We start from the raw sequence: 26,815 nt of genomic DNA, 5'->3' as shown, positions 1-26,815 counted from the left end.
ACCCCTCTGACTGCAGACCTCCCAGGATCCGACCAGCCCTGATCCTGGGTGGTCGTTGGCCAAGGTGTGACGACAGTCCCCACGGTGCCACGCCCGCTGATCACCCTCGTCCGCCGGCACGTCTTCAGCCCCACAAGGCACTCGCCCTCCGCCAGTCCGGAAGAACCAAAAGGAGGCCGAACCGCCACGGGGCGCCATCGACGTCGTCCTACTGTCGGGGGTCAGCAGCAGCGCCCGTTCGCCTCGGTCGTGCTGAAGTCGCCGATCGCGAACGCTCGCAGGACTCGTGAAGTAGATCTTTGACGGCCTATCGCTCCGGTACTCCTGCTCCCCGGGGCCAGCTCGGCGTGGTGCTCGGCTCATTGCTGACCAACGCCTCGGCGGTCAAGGTAGTCGATCAGCGCGGCTTCCTTTCGGAGCAACCGGTCGCGATCATCGGCAGGAAGCGACGCAAGGTCGTCGACCAGGACCCGCCTGCGAGGAACGTGAACCATGCTGCCCGAGTAGATCCGGCACCCCGAGCACCACGCCAGCCCGATGCAGCGCTCGAAGCTGGAGGACTCGGGCGGATGGAAGCGGTACTGGTAGGAACGGACAGGTTCCCTGCACACAACGCAGGTCCAGCGCTCACCGTCGCAGGCGGTCCACCCAGTCCCCCTCTTGCGCCAGGACTGCCGTCCGGCCGGTGCTCTTCAAGTCGTCATAGCGATCATTCTGCCTCGGGGTGGCTTCAGGGGACACTCGATTGCTTCTGACTGTCGGATGAGCGCGACGCCTGGCGCAGCGAGGCCCGCCGGCGAAGAACTCGGTTGCCAAGACGAGCCGCATTGGGCACCATCCACTGCATGACTACACGAAAGGGCAGCCAGCCCTCCGGTCGTTGACCGGCTCGTGGTGGGTACGCAACGGCGATGCAGCCGGCGAGACTCCCACCCTCCTCAACCATGCACGGACCCTCCGTGGCCGCTACGGTCCCGGTCCGTGGCCCGGGTTCGGCGATCCGCTTCCCGACGCGCACCCGGACAACGCTCGCCTCGCCTTCGTCGGCGGCGGTGAAGACGCCCTGGTCCGACGTACCCCGGACGGCGACGGTGTCGTTCCTCCCACCGGCGTCGAACTCGCCGACCACCTCGAACACCTGCTGTCGGCACCGGCGCCCGGCATCGGCGGCGACAGGCTCAGCGGTCTCCACGACCTCCTCGCTGCCTGCTCGCCGATCGAGGTCGCCGACGAGCTCAGCGCCGAGGTCCGCCGCCGCGGCATCCCCTCCGACAGCCTGCGCCGACTGGGTCGGCAGATGGCAGAACACGGCACCCACCGAGCCCCGGTCAAGATCGGCCTGGTGCTCCTGGGCCTGGGCGGAGACACCCGCGACCGCGAACTGCTGCTCCTGCTCGGCACCCTGGACGAGCTCACCCTCTACGCGGCCGTCGCACTCCACCGCTCCCAGCCCGACGCAGACCTGGCCGTCCACACCCTCGCCCAAAGGGTCGCGGGCTGGGGACGCGTCCAGGCGGTGCGGACGCTGCGCGACACCACCGACTCCGGTATCAGGGCGTGGCTGCTGCGCGAGGGCTTCCGCAACACCATCATGAACGAGTACCTGGCCCACCTCGCCGCGACCACCGGCGACCTGCACAGCGCACTGAGCCACCCGCACGTCGACACCCCGCTCCTGGACGGCGCCGGCGGCATCCTGGCCGCCATGGCCGACAGCCAAGGCGGTCCCGCACCCGGCCTGGCCGACTACCCGGACGCCGTCCCCGTGCTGCGCCGCTACGCCGACCTGGTCCAGGCCCGGACGCCCGCCATCGCCACGCTGCTCAACCTGATCAGCATCACCATGTTCTTCCGCCACCCGCCCCAGGAACTGCCCTGGCCGCCCGCCGACATCGAGTACCTGACAGCACGCTACGAGGGCCTGCTCCATGAACCCCGCTGGCGTGCGCTTGTCGTGGACCACCTCGCCGACCCCCGGCGTCCTGACTTCCACCTCGCCCTGAGACCCGCCGTAGTCCTACACCTGCGCCCGACGGCCCAACTCCTGGCACGCCTGGAAACCGGACCGTCCCTGCTCGACCCGACCTGGGCCCACGCGCTGCGCCACAGCGACCAACGGCACGCCGCACACATCCTCGAACTGGCCGAACGACGCCTCGCCACCACCCCTCGACCCGAACGCGACCACGCCCTCCTGCTGTTCGCGCACTTCCTGCGCTGCCATCCCGAACACGGCTGGCCCCTGCTGCGGTCCACACGCACCTCCAGCACCCCCGAAGTGCGCCGCACCGCGTTGACCGCCCTCGCCGGATGGCCCGCCGACGTCCTCACCCAAGAAGCCGCCGACCACCTGCGCACCGCCCGGACGCCTCAGCCGCACGACCCCCAGGAGACCCGCCCGTGACCGCAACTCCTCACCGCCTTCAGCCCTACGCCCAACTGCCCGACCGCTACAGCGACCGGCAGGTCGCGGCGTCGACCGTCGACGCACTCGGACGCGTCGTCACTCTGCTTGTCCCACCGGAGGCCACCTGCACTCGCCGTGTCCCCCCGGACCAACGCCTGCGCTACGACGCGCTCACAGTGGTGCTGGATGGCACAGATGTCCACGAAGTGGACCTGGTGGACCTCGACGTGCACTTTCCCAGGATCGACTCGCTGGGCAGCGGCTTCGTCCTGGCCTCCGCACGCTGCCGCATGCCCTCCGGGCCACCAGCAGCCACCTTCGATGCCATCGAAACGGAAATCACCCACAACGCACTCGTCGTGGACGACGACGGCACCCGGCTGACGACCTTCCACGCGGGCGACGACATCCAACACCTGCTCACCGACACGAACGGCGACATCTGGATCGGCTACGGCGACGAGGCAGCCATCTGCGCGCAACTGCCTGCGAACCGCCGACGTACCAGTGGCTCCGGGACCACGCCCTGGCCCGCACCGCGGATGACCATGTCGATGCCCGGTCTCATCCGCTGGACCAGCGCCGGCGAGCCCGCCTGGTACGCGCCGCTGGACGGCGCAGGTCCCGGCAGTTGGGCCGACTGCTACGCCCTCAACGTCGGCGCCGGCCAGACCTGGGCCTACCCCTACACCGGATTCCCTCTGGTGGCGATCGATGCCACCGGCATCCGCTGGACCCGGCGCGCACCGATCCACTTCGCCTCGGCCGTCCTGGTCGACGGCGACAACGTCGCCTTCCTCGCAGCCGACACCGGCCCTCACAAGACCCCCGGCCACTACACCGTCACTCTGGCCCTGAGCCAGAACGGCCCCCTCGAAACCGTGACCTCAGCCCCGCTTCTCCTCCCGGACGGAACACGGCCCGACACATGGGCTCGCCGCACGGTCTGCCGCGGCAATCAGGCCTGGCTGCAGTTCCACGACGACCGCACCTGGTACCGCATCGAACTGTGACCACCGGCATGCAAGGTGGAACCGACAGCAGGCAATCCCAGGGCTTCTGGTTCGGGCCAGCCGCACTGACAGGGCTCTCTGAAGACGGCTCTGCCCGGATCCGCGTGACCGCCCCTGTATGTTCTTCCGGACTCGCGAAGGGCGAGATCCTCGGGGGCTGAAGAGGTCGATCGTGGCTGCTGAACGGCTTGGTGCCGAGTGGGTCCGCGCCTGGTGCGAGCAGGCGAATGTTGCACTCACGGAACTGATGCGGTCGTTCGAGGCACGGCACGGCTTCCCAACTGACAGGAACGCAGTCTCGCTCGCAACGGAGGCGAGTTCCAAGGCGACGGACGCACTCGTGGACCTGACGCCGATCCCCTCGGACCTGACCACGATGTACTGGGTGATCGACGAGGTGTCCCTGCCCGACGTGGACATCGGCTACTTCATCCACCCGCCGTCCATGGTCGCAGGGCACTTCCGCGAGTACGGCTCCATCCAGATCGACGGGGAAGAGCCTGCCCTGGTCTTCGCCAGCGACGGCGGCGGCCATCTGTTCGCGCTGGCAGGCTCCGGACGGGTCTGGAGGTCCACCACAGCGTCCTGGTTCGATCAGTTCGATCTTGCCGCAGCCAGCCTTCAAGAGCTCCTCGAGATACTCGCTCAACGGATCAGCGGTCAGCTCTGAGCTGCAGTCGGCGGGACACCTGGGTCACGGCCAGTCGAGGATCCGAACGGGGATGAGTCGGAACGAGGCCCGGCCGTGCATGGCTCTCTTGGGCGTTGTCCTGCCTGTCGGCGGTGGAAGACATAATCGCCACCGTCATGATCACCTTCCCCGACGGAGGCCCTGTTGTCCCCGCTCCACAACTTCGCCACCTGGGAGCCGCTGCTGAGGCTTCTGCGCACCTCCCACGCTGAGAGCTTGGCCGCGCCGGGCGGCCACGTGGCCGGGAGTATCGGCCACGGCTCGTGGAGCGTTCCCGTGCAGCGTCGGCGGCCTCGGCCGGGGCAGGCCATGCTGATGTCGGACATGCAGGAGGAGTTCGACGCGATCAAGCGCGTACAGGACGCACTGACCGAGGCCGGCCTCCAGGACATCGCGTTCACCGCGGAGATCCCGCCGAGCGGGCAGGCGGTACTCCACCTGTTCGACTTCGGCCCCGCCACCGCTCCCGGTATCGGCAACGCCCTCCCCGGCGCGCTGATCCTGGTCGAGAACGCGGTGCCCGCGCCTTGGCGCCGCCTGCCTGAGGCCGTACCTGGGGCGCAACCGGCCCCGTCCGTCGACGTGGACCTGCTGGAGCGCACGCTCCGTGAGCGTCTGCCTGACGCGATCGGCGCCACCGAGGAGGAGATCGCCACTGCGGAGGCCCGCCTGGGTGTGGCGCTGCCCGAGGAGATCAAGGTGCTCTACCGGGTGACGCGCGCACGGTGGGAGGACTGGGGTGACGACTACGAGGTGGCGGAGCACGTCTTCGACGTTGTCGGGTTCGAGCTGGCTTCCTTGGACCATTTGGCTGTTGCCGACGTATCGAACCGGTCGTTCTACTGGGGGCATGCGGCGTTGGAGGTGGCCGTCACCCCGCCCGACGATGCCGTGCAGGGCCTAGTCGGCTCGCCCGGATGGATCGTCATCGGCGGCACCGGGTACGGCGACCAGGTCGCCGTCGACCTGACACCGGGTCCGCGAGGCCACCTCGGGCAGATCATCGTGCTGGACCACGAGCAGAGCGTCGGCGCCAACCTGTTCGCCGAGTCGCTCACCGACCTGGTGCTGCAGTCGGAGCGGAGCTGGTACTCCGGCCGCCGCCTGGATCAACTGCCCTATGTGGCAAGGGTCCACCACCAGAGCCTCAAGACCATCGAGGCCGCCGCCCACGCCGACCTGGAAGTCCTGAGCCTCGGTGTCTGGGACGGTGAACCGTTCAGCCTCGCCCCCGTCGTCGGGCTGCCCCGTCTTCGTACGCTCTCCGCCTACCCCGGAACGCTCGCCGACCCGACGGAGATAGCCGAGCTGACCGGACTGGAGTTCCTTGAACTCACACCGGAGGACTGGCGCGTCCTGCTCGACGCCGGCGCCGCCCCGCGCAGCCTGTCGGCTGCCGCGATCCAGGCGCACAGCGGCCGGGACCCGCGCCCGATCATGGCCCTGGCCAACGAGATCCTCGCGCTCTGGGACCGCCCTCCGATCACCGAGACCGTCATCAACGGCGACCTCGGAGCCCTGCTGTAGCCACCAGGGTCCGTACGCCGCCGAGGAACAGCTCGCGGCACGGACTGCCATCGCCCGTCAGCACCCGCGTCCGAGCCGAATTGCCGGCAGGCGCGAGCTGACGGGCCATCACTCACAGGGCGATTGGCCGGTACTTGAGAGCCTCATCAACGATCTGTTCTGCCGAGGCGTCCGGCAGCTCGGCCGAGTGCTGGAAGATCAGGTCGCTGACCCGAGGATGCGCAACGTTCGCTTCGAGAAGTCGAAGGTAGTAGTCGCTCTCCGGGCCGCCGGCCAGGAGTCTGCGGATGATCTCGACGAGTTCGTCCGTGGTGATGTCCTCGATCCGGGGGCGAGCCGGCCGGGCAGCCTCCAACGCGAACTCATCCAGGGATCGGCTGCCGTCGTACTCGGCGAAGTTGTAGGTTCTCTCGGTTGGTGGCCAATTGGCCAGGTGTGACGTGCTGCTTTTCGAGATGACGCCCCGCCATCGAACGAGGTCTTCCGCTATAGGTGGCCACTGATCCATCGGCGGGTGCCGATGGACATAACCGCCGGTGCGATAGGAGTACCGCCACCGCCCTGCAGCAGGGCAGAGGTGCTGGTGAAGGCGACCCCGACGAAACGAGGCTGAAGCTCGGCCAGGTGTGACTGGTCGTCAGGGTAGGCTCGCCGGCGGCTGTCACGGCGGTCGTGACAGGAGGGGAGGCTTTGGTGGCCGATCAGCTTGGCGCCCTGTTACGTGACCTCCGCAGACGGGCGGGGCTCCCCGCGGAGCAGTTGGCGGAGCGGTCAGGGGTGGACGTGCGGACCATCCGTCGGCTGGAGACCGGCAAGCTGCTCAATCCCGGGCGCGAGACGATGAACCTACTGGCGGCCGCACTTGAGCTCACGCCGGGGGAGCACCTCCGACTGGGCGCCGCGCTGGCGAGATCGGGCCGGCCGGAGACCGCCCCGGTGCACGGGGTCGGAACCCCACCCACGTCGCCGCCAGTCCCCGACGTGCTCACGGAAGCCCGTAGCGCTCCAGAATGTCGTCACAGGCTCGGAGCTGGGGCTTCTGGTGGGACATCAGCTGGCTTTGCGGTACTCGTTGATGAGGCCCGCGATGGCCTGGCGGCGTTCGATCCGGATTGGGGGCAGGGGGATGACGGTGGGGTCGTCGTTCGGGGCGAGCTGGCCGCGGCCCTGGTGGGGCCGGTGCTCGTTGAAGTGGCGCGCGTAGTCGTGAAGGATCTTCTCGGCGTGGCCGCGGTCGAGCAGCAGGACGCGGTCGGTGCACTCCTCGCGTACCGAGCGCACGAAGCGTTCCGCGTGCGGATTGCAGTTGGGGCTGCGCGGAGGGATCTTGGCGATGGCGATGCCCTCGCTGTCGAACACCGTGTCGAAGGCGGCGGTGAACTTCGCGTCGCGGTCCCGGATCAGGTAGCGGAACTGATCGGCACGGTCCCCGATCTCCCACAGGAGTTGGCGGGCCTGCTGGGTGGCCCAGGCGGCGGTGGGGTGGGCGGTGACGCCCAGGATGTGCACCCGGCGGGTGCGGACCTCCATGACGAACAGCGCGTACAGGCGCCTGAGCCCGATGGTGTCCACGTGGAAGAAGTCCGTGGCCAGCAGCCCATCGGCCTGGGCCCGGAGAAATGCGCGCCACTCGCCTCGAGCTGCGCGGCGCCGCAGTGGCGGCCCGATCCCGGCTGCGCGGAGCACCCTGCGAACGGTGGCCGAGCTGACGCGGTACCCGAGGCGGCGCAGTTCGCCATGCACGCGCCGGAATCCCCAGCGCGGATTCTCCACGCCGAGCTGGATGATCAGGTCGCGCAGCTCCGCCGCCAGCGGTGGCCGTCCCGGGGACGGCAGCTGCGTCCACTTCTTCTTGACCAGGCACTGGTGCCAGGCAAGCAGGGTGCGCGGAGAGACCATCCGGTGCGCACGCTGGGCTCGCAGCAGCAGCTGGCGAGGGCGGCCAGCAGTGCCCGATCGGCCCAGCCGGGCTTGGGCCTGGCGACCTGACGGCGCAGCACTGCGACCTCATGCCGCAGGATCAGTATCTCCGTGTTCTTGGCTGCGGAGGACCGGGCCAGCAGGACCAGCCACGCGAACACCCGCGTGGCGACAAGGTAGAACATCCTGACCATCACGAGGCATGATCCTGCCGCAACCGACCGCGACCGCGTCAGGCCAGGTCAGGCCCTGTGAAGTCATTCTGGAGCGCTACGAGGTTCAGTGTCCCGTCGGGGTCCATGCGGCAAGCTCGTTGCCGCCCGGCTCGCGGAAATGGAAGCGCCTGCCGCCGGGGAAGTCGAACGCCTCGACCGTGATGGTTCCGCCCGCCTCGAGTACCGCGTTCCGCGTCGTCTCCAGGTCGTTCACCTGGATCACGGCCAGCGGCCCGGTCGGGGCTTCTGCGCGGTCCTGCTGGAAGCCGAGGCTGACCCCGCCGCCGCAGTCCACGTCGGTGTACTCCGGACCGTACCCGGTCGCCGCCCAGCCGAAGATGGCCCCGAAGAACTCTGCCCACCCCCGAGCCGAGGCAGTGGGGAACTCGACCATCGTGAAGCTGATCATGCCTTAGCCTGCGCGTTTCACTTGCGGTGGCATCCGCGTCGTGATCGAAAACGCGAAAGTGCCTTCTGAACCGGGATGATGAGGCTTGTCTAAGGTCTCCGTCAGCCCAGCAGGAAGGCACTTTCTATGTGCACACTACCGGGTCACGTCCCCGGCTCCTCGTCTCCACCGATGGGCGAGGGGTGGTCAGCCACGCTGGATCCCGACTGCTGGCCGATCTCGCCGACGCCACCGGCCTCACCGGTATCTTCAGTGATGCCCTGTGCCGGCTGCGTCCGCGGGGCACCGGCTACGATCCGGGACGGATCGCCGTCGACCTGGCGGTGATGCTCGCCGACGGCGGCGAGGCGATCGCCGACCTCGCACTGCTTCGCAACCGGCCTGAGGTCTTCGGGGCGGTCGCCTCTACTCCTATCGCCTGGCGGTTGCTGGCCGGCATCGATGCGACCGCGCTCGGCGCCCTGCGCGCGGCCCGCGCCGCCGCCCGGGAGATCGCCTGGTTGCAGGCCGGCGAGACCCGCGACGGCATCCCTGCCTCCCACGCGGGCGGACGTGAACTGCCCGACCTGGTCCTGGACATCGACGCCACCCACGTCACCTGCCACTCCGAGAAGGGGAACGCCGCACCGACCTACAAGCACGGCTTCGGCTACCACCCGCTGCTGTGCTTCCTCGACAACACCGGCGAGGCCCTGGCCGGTGTGCTGCGACCAGGAAACGCCTCGGCCAACACCGCCGCCGACCACGGCAAGAAGGTGATCGCCGTCGAGGTAGCCCAGGCAACAGTCCCCTGTGCCTACCGCAACAGCGGAAGTCGACTCGAATTCTTCGTCCGACGTGGCTACAACACGGTGCCCGCGCCACTACGAGATCACCGCCGGGTTCCAGCAACTGCCCCGTCAGTCGTCAGCGCGCACCCCAGGCCGACGGGACTGGGGTGCGCGGTCTCGGGGTGACGTGTAGCGGCCGGAGGCCACTGTGCTGATGTCAGGAATGACGGTGACGGACCCTCACATGGCTGTCATTCAGGCGGCAGAGCGCTCGCCGGCTGCCCGGCGGCGCAGGCTCACGTCCGAGATGGCCGGCGGCGTATAGGCCACGGTGTTGGGGCCGGTGTCGGTGCCGGGCGGAGCGATCTCGTCGATCCGGTCGAGGACTTCGTCGTCCAGGGTGACGTCGGCGCCGGCCAGCAGATCATCGAGCTGTTCCATGGTGCGCGGCCCGATGATCGCCGAGGTGACACCCGGGTGGGCGATCGCGAACGCCATCGCGAGGTGGGTCATCCGCAGGCCGGTCTTCTCCGCGAGCGGCACGAGCTGTTCGACCACGTCGAGCTTGCGCTCGTCGCTGAAGTGCTGCGGGCGGCCACCCGACCGGTGGGTATCGGTCGGCCGCCCCTTGCGCACGCGGCCGGTGAGCATTCCCTGACCCAGCGGGCTCCAGACCAGCGTGCCCATGCCGTAGCGCTCACACACGGGCAGAACTTCGCGTTCGATGCTCCGGTTGATGATCGAATACGGCGGCTGCTCGGTGCGGAAGCGTTCCAGGCCGCGCCGCTCAGCGACCCACTGGGCCTCGACGATGTCCGATGCCGGGAAGGTCGACGTGCCGATCGCGCGCACCTTGCCGCTGCGGACCAGGTCGGACAGGGCGGACAGGGTCTCCTCCACGTCGACCGTCGGGTCGGGGCGGTGGACCTGGTAGAGGTCGAGGTGATCGGTCTGCAGACGGCGCAGGGAGTGCTCAACTGCCGCGATGATCCAGCGTCGCGAGTTGCCCCGACGGTTCGGATCGTTGCCCATCGGATAGTGCATCTTGCTGGCGAGCACGATGTCGTCGCGGCGGCCCTTGAGCGCCTTGCCCACGATCTCCTCGGACTCGCCACCGGAGTACACGTCGGCAGTGTCGACGAAGTTGATCCCTGCGTCCAGCGCCCTGTGGATGATCCGGATCGAGTCGTCGTGGTCGGGATTTCCCATGGCTCCGAACATCATGGTGCCCAGGGCGTAGGGGCTGACCAGGATTCCGGTTCGGCCCAACGTGCGGTACTTCATGGTTCTCCTTGCATGGGTTCGTTGCGCGGGAAGCGTCAGTCGAGTGCCGAGGACGGCGTCCACAACCGCTCGTCGTCGAACACGATCTCGACCAGCGGGCTGCTCGCGAACCAGGCGTCGAAGTTCTGGCGTTGGCTGACGCGCGCCGCGTACTCGGGCCGGTCTTGCAGGGCGAGGACCGCGGTGATCACCCGGCGCCGGGTCGCCTCATCGACCGGCGCCGCCGTCGCGGGCAGGTCTGCTGTGACCCCGTGCTTGAGGTGCACGATGAGCCGCGGGTTGGCGAGCACGTTCGCATACCAGCTGCGAGGGGCGGGCATGCCGGTCAGGTACCAGCGGCCGTCGACGCGGTGGAACCAGATCTCGATGCGGCGAGGGACGCCGCTGTGACGGCCCAGCGTCGTGATCTCGATGGTGTGCTCGGCCGGAGACGAGTCAGGTCCGATGGCCAGCGCGCGCACGACGGCGTCATCCGCGTATTCGGTGACCTCCATGGCCGGCCTCCTGCATCCTCGGCGAATAGTCCGGAATCGCAGGGAACGTTCCGGTGACTCCAGGAAAACAGGGCCCGCCAATGTGGGGCTAGCAAGATCCTCTCGCGTGGTTGCACAATCCTCTTCGGATGCGCGACTTTCAGGGCAATGCCGCGGCCGCGCCCCCTGCACCATCACGCATGCGTACCGCGTCAAGGCTTGGCGGAGCACCGAACAGGCGCCGGTACTCCCGGCTGAACTGGGACGGGCTGTCGTATCCGACGTGACTGCCGACGCCGGTGACGTCGTTGGGGCTGTTCGCCAGGAGCAATCTCGCCGCCTGCAGCCGGATGTGCTTCTGGAACTGGATCGGGCTCATCGCCGTCACCGCCTGGAAGTTCCGGTGGAACGCGGAGACGCTCATCCCCGAAAGCTGTGCTATCTCCTCGACGCGGAACGGCCGGGTGTAGTTCTCCCGGATCCACCGCACTGCCCGCGTGATGTGGCTCAGGCTGCTGTCCGCGAGGCCGAGCTGGCGGACGACGTCACCTTGTTCCCCGGTCATCAACCGCCAGAGGATCTCTCGCTTGAACAACGGGGCCAGCGCCTTGCGGTCCCGTGGCCGATCGAGCAGGCGCAGCAGCCGCACGATCGCGTCGAGCAACTCGTCCGGGGCGTCACTGACGGCGATGCCCGGGCGCGCGGTGCCGGTGGACCGCGGCAGATCCCCCGGCCCGGCCTGCAGCAGCAGCTGAGCGATGTCGGCAGGTTCCAGGGTCATCCCGAAGCCGAGCGTGGGGCGGCCCGGGGCCGCGTCGATGACGTGCCCCGTCACCGGGAGGTCGACCGAGGCGACGAGGTACTGACCGGCCCGGTAGTCGTAGAAGTGGTCGCCCAGTGCGAGACGCTTGCCGCCCTGGGCGACGACCGCCAGCACTGTGCCAGACATTGAGGACTGCGGCCCGGCGGCATGGTCGGTCCTGCAGATCCGGACGCCGTCGACGGCCGTGGCCGGATCGGGACGCGCATGCCGTTCCAGCAGTTCGCGAAGCTCACCCAAAGACATGCCCCATTGCACCACGGGGACTTGCGGAGGTCGCCATCGAGAGGATCGTGCAAGGAGGCGTGGCTGGCTGGGGCGCGGTCCCAGCGCAACAGCTACGCTCACATCCCTCAGCCGTCCTTGCCTGATGATGCTCGGCTTCGCGGGCCAACGGCATCCACGTCGCTCTCGCTTGCGGGCGATGGTGTGTTCAAGCCGAGCCACTGGTTGAGCGTCGTGACCGCGTCCGGGCCGAGCATCTTGACCGCGTCGGCCTGCGCGCGGCGCCATGCGCTACCCGCACGGGCGAACGCAGCTACTCCGGCTTCGGTAATTGTCACTGACATTGCACGTCCGGTGGCCGAGGTCTCCGCCGCCGCGATCCAGCCGTTCTTCTGCATGAGCGCGAGGTTCCGGCTCACAGTGGACCGCTCAAGCATCAGCTGCGTGGCCAGCGTCCCCGGCCTCACGGGCTTGGGGTCGATGACGAGGCAGGTGAGAACCTCCATCTGAGGCTGGCTGAGCCCTACCGTCTGTAGCGCCTGTTCGTAGCAGCGCGTGACGACCCTGTGGAGCCGGGCCACTCGCATGCCCAGGCAAGCGCCGCCCACCTCCGCCGCGAGGTCAACCGCTATCACCGACTGCTCCATGCCTGCCTCGAATCCGACTGCCCAAGGTGTTGCAGCTACATCTCTGCTGCGAAAGGGTACCTCGACAGCAGTTGGTTGAGGGAATCTCTGGCATGTCTCCCTGTTTGATCAGCTCCTGGGGTTCGACAGTGACTACGCGGCGATGCGCGTCCACGAGCGAGCCAGGGCTCACGCGAAGTTGAGCATGCGTGACCACGCGCCTGTTCCCCAGACTCACTCCCGATGATCACGCTCCCGCACCAGCCTTGCCGGGCGCACGAGCGGCGTCACTATCCGAGAAAGGGCCGGACTGGCCACACCGTCGTCGTTGATGGGGTGAGCCCTGGCGAGCGCCGGATTGCCGGCGCAACCGAGGCGCTCGGCTCGCGTGCGGCTCGAGTGAAGACTGGCCCCAGCCGTTGCATGTCTGCGGCCCGCGAACGTAGTGTATATACAACACATTGGCCCGTTGGGTCGGGAGAATCCGAAGCATGGCACCGACAACGGCTGGCTCGTGCAGCGGACGGGGGCTTCACGACCCGCCCCTCGCCCGAGCGAGCCTGGATCACGCGGCAGTTCCTGGTGAGCGCGTTCGCAGACCTGAGGCTGCGGGCCGACCCAGCCACTGTCCTCCGGTTCGAGCTCTGCTAGCCGACGGTGGTCCACGCAGCTGACGACACCGGCAACGCTCTTCTTCCGATGAAATGGTGGTGAGAGACCCATGGCAGCTCAGGTCACGCAGACTCCTTACGACGCCGTCCTGCTCACGATCCGTTCCGACAAGCCGTACTCCGAGGTGGTCAAGGCCATCGAGTCGCGCCTGCAGCGCTTCTCGATCCCGAAGCTGATGGAGTACGTCACGCACTCGGACCGCGAGGGGCTCGAGGCCTATGTCGACGAGGTCTCGGTGCCGACCGGGTTCTCCGTCTTCTGGGACTTCGAGCAGGGCTCGACGATGAGGCTCGCCGGGATCCCGGTCGAGTCCAAGTTCTACTTGGTCGGCAACGCCGTCATCGCGCGAGGCCTGTTCCAATACTCCGGCGCCGCCGGCCTGGGCGCGCCGGTCCGCATCTGCGTCTCCCAGCGCGACGGCGAGCAGACGCGCATCGACCTGGACCAAGTCACCGCGTTCTTCAGCAAGTTCCCAGAAGTCGCCCCCTCAGACGTCCCGGGCAGGCTCGACGCGGAGATGGTCAAGGTCTTCGAAGAAGCGGCTGCCTAGTGGCCGAAGTGCCGCAACCCCCTCGGACAAGGAATCTCATGACCGACACGCGCGATCTGATTGAGCGCAACGCCGTGTTCGCGGCCGATGCCTACAACCCCGACCTGCGGCTCAGCCCATCCGGCAACATGATGGTCATCGGCTGCGTCGACCCGCGCGTCGACCCCGCGCACGTCCTGGGCCTCAACAACGGCGAGGCCGCGGTGATCCGCAATGTCGGAGGACGGGTAACCTCCGCCACGCTGCGCACGATGGGCATGCTGGCCAAGGTCGGCCAAGCCAACGCGGAGAGCCGCCCACCCGGGGACTGGAACCTGGTCATCCTGCACCACACTGATTGCGGCATGACCGACCTGGCCGCCTTCCCCGACCTCCTCGCCGAGTACTTCGAGATCCCGACCGACCAGCTCGACGCCAAGTCCGTCAGTGATCCGATCGGCTCGGTCCGTGTCGACGTCGACGTGGTCCTGGCCCACATCCGGGCCGCCGGGTACTGGGTGTCAGGCCTCGTGTACGACGTCGACACCGGGCGAGTCGAGACCGTCGTCGCGCCGACCCTGCTACCCGTCGAATAGCGGCGCGGAGCAGCGATGTGCGGCGTTACCGGCCCGAACGGAACAGGTCATCGGCGCCCTGGGGCCGGGAGCGCCATCACCGACCCGGGCCGACCGCGCCACAACTGCAGCCGGGCACACGGCAGGCTCGATAATCCGCCCCGCGTCTTAGCTGCGGTCGAGACCGTGCCCGAACCGACCACCACCGTCGGCACATTCCTCTACCGGGCGGCCCGCCAGGGCGCCCCATGTCCAAAAGAAGGGTCCCCGTCATGACAAGCCATTTCCTCATCACCGGCGCCACCGGCAAGACCGGCGCAGGCGCCGCCACCACGCTGCTCGAGCACGGCCACCGCGTACGCACCCTGGTCCACCGCAAAGACGAGCGCTCCGACCAGCTCGCCGAGGCCGGCGCCGAGATCGTCGTCGGGGACATGCTGGACCTGGACGCCGTGGTGCGGGCGGCTGCGGGAATCGACGGAGTCTATTTCGCCTACCCGATCCGCCCGGGGCTGATGGAAGCCTCCGCCATCATGCTGCAGGCCGCCGAGGAGAACCGGGTCGGCGCACTGGTCAACATGTCGCAGATCTCGGCCCGGCGCGACGCGGTGAGCAACTCCGCCCGGCAGCACTGGATCGCCGAACGCATGCTGGACCACTTCAACGGGGCCGTCACCCACATCAGGCCCACCTTCTTCGCCGAATGGCTCCTCACCTTCTGGGACCCGAAAAGCGGTGAGCTTCGGTTGCCGTTCGCCAAGGCACACCACGCCCCCATCGCCGGCGAAGACCAGGGACGCGTGATCGCCGCCCTTCTCGAAGACCCCCAGCGCCACGCCGGGATGACCTACCCGCTCTGCGGGCCGACTGAGCTCGACCACTGCCAGATGGCCGAAATCATGACCCAGACCCTGGGACGACAGATCACGTACGTGCCCATCGAGATCGACGAGTTCCGCTCCCAGCTAGAACACCGTGGCATGGGCGCCCACCAGATCCAGCACCTGACCAACGTCGCCGTCGACTACCGCAACGGGATCTTCGCCGGAACCAACGACGTCGTCCGCACGCTCACCGGCCGCGACCCGCTCAGCGTCGCCGCCTTCATCGAACGCAACAAGCAATACTTCGACGAACCCGCGCACTAGAACAGCGGCTGGACCAGGCAGCTTCGCAATCCTGGCGAGGACAGACGGGAAATCGATCCGCACGGAGCAATGAACGCGGTGCCCGGCCCGCACGATCGGACGCGGACACCGGCGGCCGGCGCCGCCTGGCGAGCAGCAGCAGCTCGGACGATGTGCCCGCACCCTGATCGCCGGGCCGAGGTGCGGGGCCATGGTCAGGCGACCAGGGCCTGCTGCGGCGGCTTGGCGACCGTGAAGGCGATGGGCCGACGGGCGCGGAATCCAAGAGATTCGTAGAGGCGCAGGGCATTCGTATTGGCAGCGACAGCATGCACCGAGTCGCAACGGGTCGTACCTGTTGCAGCTGCGAATCAAGGGAAGTAGTGTATCTACAACATAACTGTTCGGGGGATCTGAAACGTCTTCGAAAATTGATTCGGACGCGAGTGGAGCAGGGACTCCAGACCGAGACGCACGCCCGCGGAGGGCGTCGTCGCCGTCGACATATTCGAGTCTTCTTGCCCACCCCTGGCTCGGCAATCCGCCGTCCGCTGGCCGAGGTTACTGAAGAGCTCAAGGTTATGTACGTTCTGGAAGTCCGGCACGCCGAGCTGATGGACTCGCTCACGCAGCAAGCCGCCGAGCTCGGTATCACCAACGCCGCCATCGTTGCCCTGATCGGGGCCATCGACAGCTTCACCGTTTCCACCAATCCTGCCGCCGACGCAACCGCACACACCTATTCCGAATACGCGCTTCCGGCGGAGATGACGGCTACCGGGGAGTTCGTCGCCGGCAGGCCGCACATCCATGCCGTGATGGCTGTTCAAGGGGACCGGACGATCGGCGGGCACCTTCACCGGGCCTACCTCGGGACGTCCTTTGCTCGCGCCTACGTGATCCCATCCGAACATCACGTCGCGGTGCCCGCGGGCGAGGAGATCGTTTTCGCGTCCGCTCCGGACGGCCCGGCAGAGCGAGGACGTCTGAACGACACGCGAGTCCTGCCCAGTTGACCGTTCCATCCGGAGCGGGCGGCCTTACACCACGCCAGCGGACCTGACGCCAGTGATCTCGGACTATGCGAAGGAGCAGGGCCGTGACCAGAGTTCCGGACATCACGCTGAACAACGGAGTGCGGATTCCGCAGCTCGGGTTCTGCGTTTTCAAGATCAAGCCCGAGGACACCGTCGAGGCCGCACTGCACGCCCTCGAGGTCGGATACCGGCACCTCGACACAGCGCAGTTGTACCGCAATGAAAAAGAGGTCGGCCAGGCGGTGCGCGAGTCCGGCCTCGCACGCGAGGACGTGTTCGTGACCAGCAAGCTCGACAACGACGCCCACGCACCCGCGGACGCACTGGTTGCCTTTGACCGCACGCTCGACGACCTCGGGTTCGACTACCTGGACCTCTTCCTGATCCACTGGCCGACGCCCGACCGGGGCGACTACGTCGAGACCTGGCGAGCCCTGGAAGAGATCTACCGATCGGGCCGGGCCAAGGCGATCGGCGTCTCCAACTTCAACCCCCACCACGTGCGGAAACTGATCGATCAAACCGAGACAGTCCCGGCGGTCAACCAGATCGAGCTGCATCCCTACCTCACGCAGGAGTCGGTGCGCGCCTTCAACGCCGAGCACGGAATCGCCACAGAGGCATGGTCCCCGATCGCCCAGGGCCGCCTGCTCGACGACTCGACGGTGAACGCCATCGCGGACCGTATCGGGCGCTCGCCCGCGCAGGTCGTCCTGCGCTGGCACATCCAGCGAGGCAACATCGTCTTCCCGAAGTCCGTCACGCTCTCGCGGGTGAAGGAGAACTTCTCCCTGTTCGACTTCGAGCTCACAGGACAGGACGTGGCCATGATCACCGGACTGAACCGGGACGCGCGCACCGGGCCCGACCCGGACACCCTCAATTACATCCCCTGACCCACCATCGCGGTCGGATGGCGCCCGACCTGGCCAGGCAGCAGCATCGATCCACGAGACTCTGCGGAACCCTGGAGGTACCGGTATGAACGACGGAGGCCTGACCGGGCGGGAACCCTATCGAGAGACCAGCGGGATCGTCTCCTCCGGCTCCGTCGAACTGTACGTCGCGGAGTACGTCGGAGAGCAGCGATATCAGACTCCTGTGCTGCTGATCCACGGCTGGCCCGACTCGGGAGTCTTGTGGAATCGGCAGATCCCGGCCCTCGTTCAGGCGGGATTCCGGGTGATCGTGCCGGACCAGCGTGGCTTCGGCCGATCGAGCCGGCCGACGGAAGTCGAGGATTACCTGATAGCCCGGCCCACGGAAGACATGGTTGCGCTGCTCGACGCCCACGACGTGCCGACCGCGCACGTCGTGGGGCACGACTGGGGCGCCACCGTCGCATGGTCGCTCGCGATAAAGCACCCTGAGCGGGTGCGAACGCTCACAGCATTGTCGGTGCCGCACCCGCTGGCGCCGTACACGCTGCGGCAGTCCGAGCTGTTCTGGTACCAACTCTTCTTCCAGTTCGAAGGCATAGCCGAGGCAACAATCCAGGCAGATAACTGGGCCTGGCTCCGGTGGTTCACCCGCAACCATGGCGATCTCGATCGAGCCATCGCCGACCTGTCCCGACCGGGAGCGCTAACCGCCTCGCTGAACTGGGCCCGAGCCAATCTTCCCCCGCGCCTGCCGGGCCCCGCTCCACAACTGCCGCCGGTCAAAGCACCCACTATGGGAGTCTGGTCGACCGGCGATCACCACCTGGACGGCGAGCGGATGGCGCAGTCAGGTGACTTCGTCAGCGGACCGTGGCGACACGAAGTGATTGCCGACGCAAGCCACTGGATCCCGCTCGACGCCCCAGAGCAACTCAACGAGCTGCTCCTGGACTGGCTGCTATCCCATACCCAGACACCATCCTGACACCAGCTTGGTCTCCGGCGAGCCGAGGAGGCCCACAAAGAACTCTCACCCGTCCCGATCGCCGTGGCAGTGACTGTCTTCGCGAATTGGAGCGGGGTCGTTCTTACTCGATCGCGGCCTGCTCCCGGCCCGCGATCGTGGTCGGCGTCCTCGCTGCCCTTGCGGGAACTGCTTTCCGAACATGGGATATGGGCGGGTTTTCGTTCGGGTGACTGTGGTGGCGGCGCGCATGAAGACAGGGCCTCCGGTGTAGCTCGGGGCGTTGACGTCGTCGAACATCAAGTACCGAGCCTCTTGACTCGTACCTCACAGGAGAGACCAAAGGCTGTCTCTTAACTCTGTAGGCCGGGCCGCGTTGGTCTGGGTGTGCAGGTGCTGTCGGCGGAGCGTCGTGAGCTGATCGAGGTGTTCACCGGGCTGCGCCCGGCCCAGTTGCGGCAACGCCGTTGTGCTCGCGGACGGCGCCTATCGCGGCACCGGCACGCTCATCCCGCACCGCCGCCGGCCAGGCCAGGAGCCGGCTGACTGGCAGAAGGACGACAACCGCTCCCACCGCCGAGTGCGAGCCCGCGTCGAACATGCCATCTCCCGCAGGAAGAACTGGAAGATCCTCCGCGCCTGCCGCCGCAAGGGCCAGGCCGTCTACTGGGCCGCCAGCGGCATCGCCCGCATGCACAACCTCGCCCTCGCCGACTGAGAAGGCAGGCGCCCGGCGGGCGCATGCCCTCGCATCGCCGGCCAAGTTACGAGACAGCCTTTAGCGCGGGGTGTGCGTCCGTTTGGCTGCGTGCGGGCCGTGAGGGTGATCGGGTGGTACGGCGTTGGCTTCGCGGGCCGACGGGACGGTGCTGCCTCAGGTGCGGCTGACCCTGTACGTCGCGGTGCCGTGGGCCGGCACGGAGGCGCTGATGCTGCCGCTGCTGGTGCTGTTGTGCCAGGTAGCCAGGTCTTCGAGCGTGTAGGAGGAGGCACCTCCGATTCCCACGGCGGAGGCGGTGGTGCTGACGGCCTGCGTCGCGGTGGTCTCGTTGGTGAGCGTGACGGCCCGGTCGCCGTTTGCCAGCATCTTCGACATCACGACCAACCCTGCGCCTGCCGAATACGTCATCCGGCCAGGTCAGGCGGCATGCCGGTACTCGTGGATCACTCCGCCGAGTCGGTCGTGGCGGCGTATGTCCAGGCGGGCGATTCGCCTGGGATCGGTGATCGGTTCGGGGACCGCGCGTAGGGGCGCCGCCTGGTTCATGGCCTGATGGGGCCGGTGCGCATTGTGGTGGTGCTCGAACTCGCGCAGCGCGTGGCGTAGGTGGCGCTCGTTCCAGATCAAGGTCCGATCCAGCAGCTCATGGCGGCAGGTCTGCACCCAGCGCTCCATGACGGAGTTCATCCGCGGCAATGCGGATGCCGGAGAACACGACCTGGATGCCGGCATCGCCCAGGATCTGGTCGAAGAGCGCCGGGAACTTCGCGTCCCGGTCGCGGATCAGGTAGCTGACGGTGACTCCGGTGTCCTCGAGGTCCATGGCCAGGTTCCGGGCGGCCTGGACGACCCAGTGGGCGGTGGGATGCGCGGTGGTGCCCAGTGTGAGGACGCGGCGGGTGGCGTGCTCGATGACCGCGAGGATGTACTGGCGTTGGCCGGTCAGGGTGACGGTCTCGATGCAGTCGCACGCCAGGATGGCGTCGGCTTGGGAGCGCAGGGAGTCGGCCCAGGTGGTGGCGCTGCGGTCGGGTGCCGGGTAAAGGCCCTCGGCTTTGAGCATCTCCCAGACGGTGGACGCGGCGATCTTGATGCCCAGGGTGGCGAGTTCGCCGTGCACACGCCGGTACCCCCACGCCGGGTTCTCCCGAACCAAGCGCAGGACCAGCACGCGGATCGAGCGGACGGTGGGCGGGCGCCCTGGTCGCTTCGGCCGGCAGGCGCGAGCGTGACGCTGCTTCATCAGGTCGCGGTGCCAGCGCAGCACGGTGTCCGGTTGGACCAACAGCCGCAGTCGCCGCAGGACATCGCGCGGCAGCGGGGCGAGGAGCGCAGCGAGGAAGACCCGGTCCTCCGGAGCGAACCCAGACCACCGTGTTGTTCTTTGACGGCCTCTCTTGAGTGGTGCTCAACAAGGGTGGTCGGTCTGTGCGGGGTGTGTCAGCTCCGCTCTGCTGGTCATCCCCAGTTTGCGGCTGATTTGCTTGGCCATGCTGGTTGCCTCCTGGGGGGTCAGGAGCAGGGCCTGGGCGACCTGGCGGTCGGTGTGGCCGGCGCGGATGAGCTCCAGCAGCCGGTGCTCGGTCAGGGAGAGTCTCGGAATTGGGGCCGGTGCCGGTTTCGGGTGTTCGCCGAGTGCGGTCAGTGCGCTGCGTGCCTGTCCGGCCAGCAGGGTGCTGCCGCAGGTGTCCGCGAGGTCGAGTGCCTGGCTGAGGATCTGGCGGGCCTGGTCGGTTTCACCGGTGTGGGTCAGGGCGGTCGCCAGGTCGTACTGGGCGCGGGCGAGTTCGAGGCGTGCGGGGGAGCGCTTGAGCAGGTCCACGGCGTCGCGCAGGAGCGCCTGTCCTTCCCGGCCGCCCTGGACGGCGCCGAGGCTTCGTGAGGCCACGCCGATCGCTCGTTCGGTGCCCCACCGGTGTGCCAGTTCCAGCTCTTCGGTGGCCAGTTGGAGTGCGTCGGTGCGCTGTCCGAGGGCCAGGTGCAGCGCTGCTGCCCGGGACCGCCAGGGCGTCATGGCCAGGTTCGCCACCTGTGCGCGCTTCTCCTGCGCGCCGTATTCGAGCAGGACCGCGAGGGCGGCGGCAAGGTTGCCGCGCGCCTCGTGCAGGCGGGCGCGGGCCAGGTGCGCCAGGCCCTGCCAGGCCCAGCCCGCCTTGTCGTGGCCGGCGTCCGGCGCGAGCACGGCCGTCGCCGAGGGCAGGTCACTGCGCTCCAGCAGTGACTCGCCCAGTAGGGCAGTCATCGCCAGCTGGACCGACTCCATGCCCTCTACGCTCGTTGTGCCGGGGTGCCCGAAATCGGCGGTGAGGGGAAGCTGTTGACCTCGGCGGGTGTGGACAAGCAGGTGCCAGGTCATGGCGGCCGAGACCATCAGGAAGGAGCCGAACCGACCGCCCACGTCGGCAATCTGGCCGAATTGCGCGGCCGCGTCGTCGAGGCGGTCGGTGGCCACGAAGGCCAGCCCGGCCAGGCTCACGAGGATCTGCGAGGCGTCGATTCCCGCCAGCCCGCCCCGCAAGGCCCGGTCCAAGAGGTCGTTGGTGACCTGGGCGCTGGCGTACCCGGTGACGGCCGAGGCGGACAGGGCAGCCAGGACCGCGCACTCACCGGGGGTGTCGCCGGCCAGCTTGTACTCCCACAGCCGTTGGGCGTGCTGTCGGGCGGCGGGGAGGGTGGACAGCTGGTCGTAGCCGATCAGCACCATCTGCGCCTGCAGGAACCATGACACCTCGCGCGCAAGGCCGGTGCCGTCGTCCGTGTGCCGCAGGTCCTCCACCGCCCGAGCCAGGACGTCGACGGCGCTGTGGTGCTGATGCCCCAGGAACAGGGAGGTACCGAGCCGGTAGGCTGCCTCGGCCCGGGAGTAGGGGTCGGCCAGCGCGGCCGCGGCCTGGGCCAGGTGGTGCCTGGCCGCTGCGGCATCGACTTGCAGCTCGTCCTTGCCCAGCTCCAGCAGCAGCGGACCGCGCTCTTGGGCGCACACGGGCTCGCGCAGGGCCCGGCGCAGGTAGGTCACGGTGGTTTCCGGGGCCCCTCGGTCGCGTGTTGTCCGCGCTGCCTGCCTCAAGGCGGCCACGCGCCAGGCTTCACCGGCCGGTTCGGTCAGCAGGAGGTGGGCTGCCACCAGATCGTCGGCGGCGCCGTCGCACCGGAGCAGTTCGGCTGCCCGAGCATGTTCTGCGGCCAGTCCCGCCGGTTCCAGGACGGCTTCGGCGACCGCCGCGCGGACCAGAGGGTGGTCGAACCGTGCCGCCTGACCGGGCGCCAGCACACCGGTGCGCTGCAGTCGGCGCCCGAGTTGGCGGGCCTGCGCCTCCCCCAGTCCCGCCAGCTGGGCCGCGACGGGCCAGGCGGCCCCGTCTCCGAGCACTGCCAGGGCGCGGACCAGGCGCAGGACGGGCTCCGGCTGGCCGGTCAGGCGCTGGACGACGGTGCCGGCCAGGATCCGGCCGCGGAACTCCTCCACCAGGTGTGCCTGATCGTCGGAGGGGCTGACTTCGCCGTCCGCCAGGGTCCGCAGCAACTCGCGCAGGAGCAGCGGGTTGCCCTGGGCCGCATCCGCACAGGCAGTGGTGAACCCGGGTTCGGCAGGCCCCAGGCTCGCCCGCACCAGATGGGCCACGCTGTCAGCCCCCAGTGCCGGCAGCTCGACCGGCAGGCAGTACGGCTGCCGGGCGATCTGCTCCAGCAGCGCTCCGGCCTGGGGCCCCGAGTCGGGCCGGCCCGCCAGCACCAGCAGCAGCGGCAGACCGTGCAGACGCCGCGCCAGGTACTCCAGCCACCGCAGCGAGGGGAGGTCCGCCCAGTGCGCGTCGTCGACCACCAAGGCGAGCGGCCCGTCATCAGTGACATGCACCATCAGCCAGTGCAGACTGTGCAGAAGCCCCAGCGACGCCTCGGGTAACAACCCCCCGGCCCCGCCGGCCCCCTGCGCGCCGAGAGCGTGCGACGCCAACTGCGCCGGCCCCGACAGCAGCCGCTCCCGCCCGGCATGACCGGCCCGGGCCAGCAAGGGCTCGACCAGCTGCCGCAGCACCGAGAAGGCAAAGTCCTGCTCCAGTTCCGCCCCACTCGCGGACGCCACCCGCATCTCCCGCGGGTGCTGGACAGCCGCCCAAGCATGCAGCAGCGCGGTCTTCCCCATCCCCGCGCCCGCCCGGACCAGTACCACGGCGCCCCGGCCCGCCCGGGCCTCAGCGGCCGCACGCTCCAGCACCGCCAACTGGCCCTGGCGATCGAGCAGCCCGGAACCCCTCGCAATGTCATCGGTGCTCCGGCCCGTTCGCTTGCCCGAGCGGCCGGCCCCCAGCAGCGCGGCCGCGTCGGCGTCCGTGAGCCCCAGCGCCGACACCAGCCGCTGCACCGTGCGGTGCTGCGGGCGCTCCCGCCGCCCGCGCTCCAGATCCTGGATCGACCGGGCGGCCAGCCCGGCGGCCTCGGCGAGCTCCTCCTGCGTCAGCCCCGCGACCCGGCGCAACTCCAGCAACATCTCGCCGAACGTCGTCACCCGCCCACCCCCCACTTCCCAAGCCTCCAAGGCGTCCGGACGGAGGACCCCGCCAGGAACCCCCGCAATGCGCCGCACACCGAATCCTACTCACCGGTAATCGAATGGGAGCTTACCGGCCTGGCTTTTCACGAGTTGTGGTTCTGGCTCAACTCCTGGGCTCTGTCGCTGTTTGAGGGGTGCCTCCTTGTTGATCACGGTGACAGGAGGATGCGGCGTCGCAGGAGGTCAAAGTTGGCCCGGCCGTACGTCTGTCTCTTCAGCAGCTTGACCCTGGTCACGTTGCCCTCCACCGCTCCTGAGGTGAGGGTGGTGGTCAGGGCGGCGAGGACGGCTGCGCGGTCGCGTCGGATCCCGCCAGCCAGCGAGCGGAGTTCTTGTTGTCCGTCGAGGCGGACATCGGCGAGCCAGACGTCGAGGGCCAGATGCTCGCTGCGGCGCTCGCGCACCATGGTGGCCAGCCGCCGGGCGTACTCAGTGGTCGTGGCCAGCGCGGGGCTGCGCTCGCACAGCTCCTCAAGGCACTTGCGTTCGGTGTCGCCGAGCCGGTCGGGTCGGCGCATGATCCAGTCCGTGACGCGGCGCACGGTCGAGCGAGGAAGCGGGGCCAGGGTGTCCCTGCAGGTGGTCATGGCCAGGCGTCCCGAGAGCCGGGCTCCGGCCCGTCCTCCTAGGAACAGTGCGATATCGGTGAGTTGAGCGGTGAGGCCGGTCGTTCGGCGAGCGTGTCGGGACGTCAGATTCGATCTCCACCCCGACACCCGGGAAGAGCAGGTCAGCGACCCGAACTCCATCAGCCACGCCCGGGTGATGCCCGCCCACCTGTGGCTCAGCGCGAACCGGCCCCGCCGGTGTCAGGACCAGGCGATCTCGCCATGGCGGTCGATGAAGCGTCCGGTGCCGGCGACGGGCTCCTCGGTGGCAAGGGCGACGATCGCGTCCGTGCCCTCGGTGAGGGTCTGGGAGCCGCTGTGACCGTTTATGTCGGTCGCGGTGTAGCCGGGGTCGGCGGCGTTGACGCGAATGCCCTTGAGCCCCTTGGCGTACTGCGTGGTCAACATCGTCAGCGCCGCCTTCGAGGAGGCGTACAGCGGCGCGACGACGTGCGACTCGGACCGGCCGGGGTCGTGGGTGAAGGCGAGGGAGCCCATGCCGCTGCTGACGTTGATGATCACGGGGTCGTCCGAGCGGCGCAGCAGTGGCAGGAACGCGGTGGTGGTGCGGACGACGCCGATGACGTTGACGTCGAGGACGGCGCGGGCGTCGGCGGCGGTGAGGTCGCCGGGATCACCGAAGGGTCCCTGTACCCCCGCGTTGTTGATCAGGACGTCGATCCTGCCCTCGTGCTCGGCGACGTCCGCGGCGGCGGCGGCCACGGACGCGTCGTCGGTCACGTCGATGGGGACGAAGCGTGCGCCCAGCGCGGCGGCGGCCTCCTCACCCCGCTCACGGTCGCGGGCTCCCAGGAGAACGGTGTGACCGCACGCGATGAGGCGGCGAGCGGTCTCGCGGCCGATGCCCTTGTTGGCTCCGGTGATGAAAGTGATCGTCATGCCTTCGATGGTTGCCTGGACGAGGGAGCCGAACCAGAGACGCTTCGACGGTGGGAAGACCAGTACCACCCTCGCGCCCCCGCAGGTGATCGGGGATGCAGGAGGATGAAGTGCATGACGACGACACCCCCTGGGGCCGGACTGGGCGCGGCGATCCGCACGTGGCGGAACCGGCTTCCCCCGTCGGCCGCCGGGCTGCCGGTCGTCCGCAAGCGCCGGGCTGTCGGGCTGCGGCGCGAGGAACTGGCCGACCTGGCCGGAGTGTCGGTCGACTACGTCGTGCGTCTGGAGCAGGGGCGGGCCACGACACCCTCGGCGTCGGTGGTGGCGTCCCTGGCGCGCGCCCTCCAGCTGTCCACCGCCGAGCGGGACCACCTCTACCGCCTGGCCCAGATCGTGCCGCCCGCGGACGGCACGATCTGCGACCATCTCCCGCCCGGTATGCAACGAGTGCTCGTCCGCCTCGGAGACGTACCGGTTGCCGTGTTCGCGGCGGACTGGCAACTGGTGTGGTGGAACCACGGGTGGGCCGCCCTGCTGGGCGACCCCTTGGCCTCGCCGCCGCGGATCCGCAACTTCGCCCGCGACAGGTTCCCGCTGGGCGCCGATCACACCCCCCTCGTGCGGTGGCCGGTCACCGATACGGACCCCGACACCACCGACGCCGCCCTCGTCTCCGACCTGCGCCGCGCCACCGGCCGCTTCCCTCGGGACAGTCGCCTGGCCGCGCTGGTCCGCGACCTGAACGCAGGCAGCGAGAGGTTTGCCGAGCTGTGGGCGAAGGGAGAGGTGACCGCGAACCGCGAGGTCCGCAAGACGGTCGACCACCCGTCGGTGGGCCCGGTCACGGTGGACTGCGATGTCCTGACCGACGGCGACACCGAGCTCAAGATCGTCATCATGACCGCCGCGCCGGGCAGCGAGGACGAGACCAAACTCCAGCTCACCACCGTCGTCGGCCCACCGGCCGGCACGCGCAACTGATCCGCGCCGCGCGTCGGCCGACCGGCGGCTCACGGTCCCCTGCCAATCGCTTCGCGTCGTGGGGAACCTTTCAAGCGGCCAACTCCACGGCGGGGGTCGGCCGTGGGGCACGGCGCGACGAGACGCCGTTGGCCGATCGCCGGACCCGTCGAACACGGCCTGACCCTCGTCAGCTCGCCTTCCTCCTCCGTCTGCCGGGTGCACTGGGCGATGATCGACGTGATGTCCCGGAGGCTGACCCACCGCCAGTCTCCGCCGCCCTGGCGGGACCCGCAGGTGGTGGGCGCGTGAACCTGGAACCCCTACTCGCCCGCTTGGCCACCCACGAAGAGCAGGTCGTCGCCGGTGCCGAGCGGCTGCGCGAGCAGATCGCCGAGCTCTCCGCCCGGCTGGGCGAGGTCGAGCAGGAACTGGAGCACCTGCGCATCACCCGCAAGACCATCCTCGCCCTACCCGACGAGGACACCCCGCAGCCTCCGGTCCCCGAGCCGCCCGCACGGCCCGAGCACGAGGTCCAGGCGAAGGAATCCGGCGAAGCTGCGGGTCGTCGGTGACGTCATTTCTGGTGAACATCCGCAGCACCCAAGATCGCCAACTGCTGCCCGAACCACTGACCAATCGCTGCTACTTCACGTGAACGAAGCCACCGGCCGGACGGCATCACCGCACGGTTCTTCCGGCCGAACTTCCGGAAGTTCGTCGTGTGCTTCTTCGTGGCGCTCATACCAGGGCCGATGTTCTGCTGTACGTGCTCAAGCGCCCTGGATCACCCGCCGGGACCCCACCCCGCCGGGCTGTTCCATGCCCATGCCTATTGAGTGGCCACTGATGGACCGTCAGGGGCCGTGTCAGCACGCATTCGCTCCCAGGAACCAAGGAGAAGAT

24 protein-coding genes and 4 pseudogenes are annotated in these 26,815 nt (G+C 68.6%); 15 read left to right on the top strand and 13 right to left on the bottom strand.

Going from position 1 to position 26,815, the window contains the following annotated elements; translation table 11 throughout:
* Positions 1–880: 880 nt before the first annotated feature.
* The 4 genes from P3T41_RS22860 to P3T41_RS22845 all read left to right on the top strand — a co-directional run bounded on the left by P3T41_RS22860 (position 881) and on the right by P3T41_RS22845 (position 5,638).
* The gene (locus P3T41_RS22860; protein ID WP_280691861.1) at positions 881–2,404 is read left to right on the top strand and encodes a hypothetical protein; all 1,524 of its coding nucleotides are present in this window, start codon (positions 881–883) and stop codon (positions 2,402–2,404) included.
* Complete coding sequence (locus P3T41_RS22855; protein WP_280691860.1) at positions 2,401–3,420, top strand: hypothetical protein; 1,020 nt, start codon at positions 2,401–2,403, stop codon at positions 3,418–3,420. The genes P3T41_RS22860 and P3T41_RS22855 overlap by 4 nt, the downstream gene beginning before the upstream one ends.
* A 172-nt stretch (positions 3,421–3,592) precedes the next feature.
* Positions 3,593–4,090 carry a hypothetical protein gene (locus P3T41_RS22850; RefSeq protein ID WP_280691859.1) on the top strand — a complete coding sequence of 166 codons (498 nt, stop codon included), beginning with the start codon at positions 3,593–3,595 and terminating at the stop codon, positions 4,088–4,090.
* A 165-nt stretch (positions 4,091–4,255) separates the two neighbouring features.
* Positions 4,256–5,638: an SMI1/KNR4 family protein gene (locus tag P3T41_RS22845; RefSeq protein ID WP_280691858.1), complete on the top strand. Its 1,383-nt coding sequence runs from the start codon at positions 4,256–4,258 to the stop codon at positions 5,636–5,638.
* 112 nt (positions 5,639–5,750) lie between these two features.
* Here P3T41_RS22845 and P3T41_RS22840 read toward each other — a convergent pair whose 3' ends face one another.
* Entirely contained in the window at positions 5,751–6,146 is a 396-nt protein-coding gene (locus P3T41_RS22840; RefSeq protein ID WP_280691857.1) for a hypothetical protein, read from the bottom strand.
* Positions 6,147–6,310: 164 nt separating this feature from the next.
* On the opposite strand from P3T41_RS22840, the pseudogene P3T41_RS22835 reads away from it, so the two are divergent.
* Positions 6,311–6,511 (top strand): annotated as a pseudogene (locus tag P3T41_RS22835) (helix-turn-helix transcriptional regulator); the annotation flags it as partial.
* Positions 6,512–6,688: 177 nt separating this feature from the next.
* On the opposite strand, the gene P3T41_RS22830 reads toward P3T41_RS22835, so the two are convergent.
* Both P3T41_RS22830 and P3T41_RS22825 read right to left on the bottom strand, forming a co-directional pair.
* Positions 6,689–7,537, bottom strand: coding sequence for an integrase core domain-containing protein (locus tag P3T41_RS22830; protein ID WP_280691856.1), 849 nt, complete (start codon positions 7,535–7,537; stop codon positions 6,689–6,691).
* 300 nt (positions 7,538–7,837) lie between these two features.
* Positions 7,838–8,182, bottom strand: coding sequence for a VOC family protein (locus P3T41_RS22825; RefSeq protein WP_280691855.1), 345 nt, complete (start codon positions 8,180–8,182; stop codon positions 7,838–7,840).
* 65 nt (positions 8,183–8,247) lie between these two features.
* Between P3T41_RS22825 and P3T41_RS22820 the strand changes: the two are divergent.
* A pseudogene (locus tag P3T41_RS22820) lies at positions 8,248–8,928 on the top strand (transposase); the annotation flags it as partial.
* 279 nt (positions 8,929–9,207) lie between these two features.
* Here P3T41_RS22820 and P3T41_RS22815 read toward each other — a convergent pair.
* The 4 genes from P3T41_RS22815 to P3T41_RS22800 all read right to left on the bottom strand — a co-directional run bounded on the left by P3T41_RS22815 (position 9,208) and on the right by P3T41_RS22800 (position 12,401).
* The gene (locus P3T41_RS22815; RefSeq protein WP_280691854.1) at positions 9,208–10,236 is read right to left on the bottom strand and encodes an aldo/keto reductase; all 1,029 of its coding nucleotides are present in this window, start codon (positions 10,234–10,236) and stop codon (positions 9,208–9,210) included.
* A 35-nt stretch (positions 10,237–10,271) separates the two neighbouring features.
* Entirely contained in the window at positions 10,272–10,730 is a 459-nt protein-coding gene (locus P3T41_RS22810; RefSeq protein WP_280691853.1) for a nitroreductase/quinone reductase family protein, read from the bottom strand.
* Positions 10,731–10,869: 139 nt separating this feature from the next.
* Positions 10,870–11,775, bottom strand: a complete 906-nt coding sequence (locus P3T41_RS22805; protein WP_280691940.1) for an AraC family transcriptional regulator — start codon at positions 11,773–11,775, stop codon at positions 10,870–10,872.
* Between the two features lie 107 nt (positions 11,776–11,882).
* Positions 11,883–12,401, bottom strand: coding sequence for a MarR family winged helix-turn-helix transcriptional regulator (locus P3T41_RS22800; protein WP_280691852.1), 519 nt, complete (start codon positions 12,399–12,401; stop codon positions 11,883–11,885).
* 700 nt (positions 12,402–13,101) lie between these two features.
* Here P3T41_RS22800 and P3T41_RS22795 point away from each other — a divergent pair.
* The 7 genes and pseudogenes from P3T41_RS22795 to P3T41_RS22765 form a co-directional block, all read left to right on the top strand.
* Positions 13,102–13,602: a hypothetical protein gene (locus P3T41_RS22795; protein WP_280691851.1), complete on the top strand. Its 501-nt coding sequence runs from the start codon at positions 13,102–13,104 to the stop codon at positions 13,600–13,602.
* A gap of 38 nt (positions 13,603–13,640) precedes the next feature.
* Positions 13,641–14,177, top strand: coding sequence for a carbonic anhydrase (locus P3T41_RS22790; protein WP_280691850.1), 537 nt, complete (start codon positions 13,641–13,643; stop codon positions 14,175–14,177).
* A 251-nt stretch (positions 14,178–14,428) separates the two neighbouring features.
* On the top strand, positions 14,429–15,304 hold the full coding sequence (locus tag P3T41_RS22785; protein ID WP_280691849.1) for an NAD(P)H-binding protein: 876 nt from the start codon (positions 14,429–14,431) through the stop codon (positions 15,302–15,304).
* 560 nt (positions 15,305–15,864) lie between these two features.
* Positions 15,865–16,299 carry a DUF296 domain-containing protein gene (locus P3T41_RS22780; protein WP_280691848.1) on the top strand — a complete coding sequence of 145 codons (435 nt, stop codon included), beginning with the start codon at positions 15,865–15,867 and terminating at the stop codon, positions 16,297–16,299.
* 83 nt (positions 16,300–16,382) lie between these two features.
* On the top strand, positions 16,383–17,216 hold the full coding sequence (locus P3T41_RS22775; protein WP_280691847.1) for an aldo/keto reductase: 834 nt from the start codon (positions 16,383–16,385) through the stop codon (positions 17,214–17,216).
* Positions 17,217–17,301: 85 nt separating this feature from the next.
* Positions 17,302–18,186, top strand: a complete 885-nt coding sequence (locus tag P3T41_RS22770; protein WP_280691846.1) for an alpha/beta fold hydrolase — start codon at positions 17,302–17,304, stop codon at positions 18,184–18,186.
* 448 nt (positions 18,187–18,634) lie between these two features.
* Positions 18,635–18,883, top strand: a pseudogene (locus P3T41_RS22765) (transposase family protein); the annotation flags it as partial.
* Positions 18,884–19,039: 156 nt separating this feature from the next.
* Here P3T41_RS22765 and P3T41_RS22760 read toward each other — a convergent pair.
* The 5 genes and pseudogenes from P3T41_RS22760 to P3T41_RS22740 form a co-directional block, all read right to left on the bottom strand.
* Positions 19,040–19,261, bottom strand: coding sequence for a hypothetical protein (locus tag P3T41_RS22760; protein WP_280691845.1), 222 nt, complete (start codon positions 19,259–19,261; stop codon positions 19,040–19,042).
* Positions 19,262–19,303: 42 nt separating this feature from the next.
* A pseudogene (locus P3T41_RS22755) lies at positions 19,304–20,204 on the bottom strand (integrase core domain-containing protein).
* Positions 20,205–20,294: 90 nt separating this feature from the next.
* On the bottom strand, positions 20,295–23,393 hold the full coding sequence (locus tag P3T41_RS22750; protein WP_280691844.1) for an AAA family ATPase: 3,099 nt from the start codon (positions 23,391–23,393) through the stop codon (positions 20,295–20,297).
* Between the two features lie 194 nt (positions 23,394–23,587).
* Positions 23,588–24,025 carry a transposase gene (locus P3T41_RS22745; RefSeq protein ID WP_280691843.1) on the bottom strand — a complete coding sequence of 146 codons (438 nt, stop codon included), beginning with the start codon at positions 24,023–24,025 and terminating at the stop codon, positions 23,588–23,590.
* A gap of 222 nt (positions 24,026–24,247) precedes the next feature.
* Entirely contained in the window at positions 24,248–24,946 is a 699-nt protein-coding gene (locus P3T41_RS22740; RefSeq protein WP_280691842.1) for an SDR family NAD(P)-dependent oxidoreductase, read from the bottom strand.
* Positions 24,947–25,051: 105 nt separating this feature from the next.
* Here P3T41_RS22740 and P3T41_RS22735 point away from each other — a divergent pair, with 105 nt between their 5' ends.
* Together P3T41_RS22735 and P3T41_RS22730 are read left to right on the top strand one after the other, a co-directional pair.
* Positions 25,052–25,930, top strand: a complete 879-nt coding sequence (locus P3T41_RS22735) for a helix-turn-helix transcriptional regulator (protein ID WP_280691841.1) — start codon at positions 25,052–25,054, stop codon at positions 25,928–25,930.
* A 287-nt stretch (positions 25,931–26,217) separates the two neighbouring features.
* Positions 26,218–26,484 (top strand): hypothetical protein, encoded by a 267-nt coding sequence (locus P3T41_RS22730; protein WP_280691840.1) that lies wholly within the window; start codon positions 26,218–26,220, stop codon positions 26,482–26,484.
* Positions 26,485–26,486: 2 nt separating this feature from the next.
* On the opposite strand, the gene P3T41_RS22725 is transcribed toward P3T41_RS22730, so the two are convergent.
* Positions 26,487–26,654, bottom strand: a complete 168-nt coding sequence (locus tag P3T41_RS22725) for a hypothetical protein (RefSeq protein ID WP_280691839.1) — start codon at positions 26,652–26,654, stop codon at positions 26,487–26,489.
* Positions 26,655–26,815: the final 161 nt, after the last annotated feature.

It is taken from the genome of Kitasatospora sp. GAS204B, from assembly GCF_029892155.1.
In the GTDB taxonomy this organism is placed as follows: Bacteria; Actinomycetota; Actinomycetes; order Streptomycetales; family Streptomycetaceae; genus Kitasatospora.
This window is presented reverse-complemented; position numbering and strand designations above follow the sequence as displayed.

What these genes read in the sequence shown, in the direction of transcription:
- P3T41_RS22840 (WP_280691857.1), bottom strand. Translation starts at nt 6,146, where the DNA reads ATGGATCAGTGGCCACCTATAGCGGAAGACCTCGTTCGATGGCGGGGC.
- P3T41_RS22830 (WP_280691856.1), bottom strand. Translation starts at nt 7,537, where the DNA reads ATGGTCTCTCCGCGCACCCTGCTTGCCTGGCACCAGTGCCTGGTCAAG.
- P3T41_RS22825 (WP_280691855.1), bottom strand. Translation starts at nt 8,182, where the DNA reads ATGATCAGCTTCACGATGGTCGAGTTCCCCACTGCCTCGGCTCGGGGG.
- P3T41_RS22815 (WP_280691854.1), bottom strand. Translation starts at nt 10,236, where the DNA reads ATGAAGTACCGCACGTTGGGCCGAACCGGAATCCTGGTCAGCCCCTAC.
- P3T41_RS22810 (WP_280691853.1), bottom strand. Translation starts at nt 10,730, where the DNA reads ATGGAGGTCACCGAATACGCGGATGACGCCGTCGTGCGCGCGCTGGCC.
- P3T41_RS22805 (WP_280691940.1), bottom strand. Translation starts at nt 11,775, where the DNA reads ATGTCTTTGGGTGAGCTTCGCGAACTGCTGGAACGGCATGCGCGTCCC.
- P3T41_RS22800 (WP_280691852.1), bottom strand. Translation starts at nt 12,401, where the DNA reads ATGGAGCAGTCGGTGATAGCGGTTGACCTCGCGGCGGAGGTGGGCGGC.
- P3T41_RS22795 (WP_280691851.1), top strand. Translation starts at nt 13,102, where the DNA reads ATGGCAGCTCAGGTCACGCAGACTCCTTACGACGCCGTCCTGCTCACG.
- P3T41_RS22790 (WP_280691850.1), top strand. Translation starts at nt 13,641, where the DNA reads ATGACCGACACGCGCGATCTGATTGAGCGCAACGCCGTGTTCGCGGCC.
- P3T41_RS22785 (WP_280691849.1), top strand. Translation starts at nt 14,429, where the DNA reads ATGACAAGCCATTTCCTCATCACCGGCGCCACCGGCAAGACCGGCGCA.
- P3T41_RS22780 (WP_280691848.1), top strand. Translation starts at nt 15,865, where the DNA reads ATGTACGTTCTGGAAGTCCGGCACGCCGAGCTGATGGACTCGCTCACG.
- P3T41_RS22770 (WP_280691846.1), top strand. Translation starts at nt 17,302, where the DNA reads ATGAACGACGGAGGCCTGACCGGGCGGGAACCCTATCGAGAGACCAGC.
- P3T41_RS22760 (WP_280691845.1), bottom strand. Translation starts at nt 19,261, where the DNA reads ATGTCGAAGATGCTGGCAAACGGCGACCGGGCCGTCACGCTCACCAAC.
- P3T41_RS22745 (WP_280691843.1), bottom strand. Translation starts at nt 24,025, where the DNA reads ATGACCACCTGCAGGGACACCCTGGCCCCGCTTCCTCGCTCGACCGTG.
- P3T41_RS22740 (WP_280691842.1), bottom strand. Translation starts at nt 24,946, where the DNA reads ATGACGATCACTTTCATCACCGGAGCCAACAAGGGCATCGGCCGCGAG.
- P3T41_RS22735 (WP_280691841.1), top strand. Translation starts at nt 25,052, where the DNA reads ATGAAGTGCATGACGACGACACCCCCTGGGGCCGGACTGGGCGCGGCG.
- P3T41_RS22725 (WP_280691839.1), bottom strand. Translation starts at nt 26,654, where the DNA reads ATGAGCGCCACGAAGAAGCACACGACGAACTTCCGGAAGTTCGGCCGG.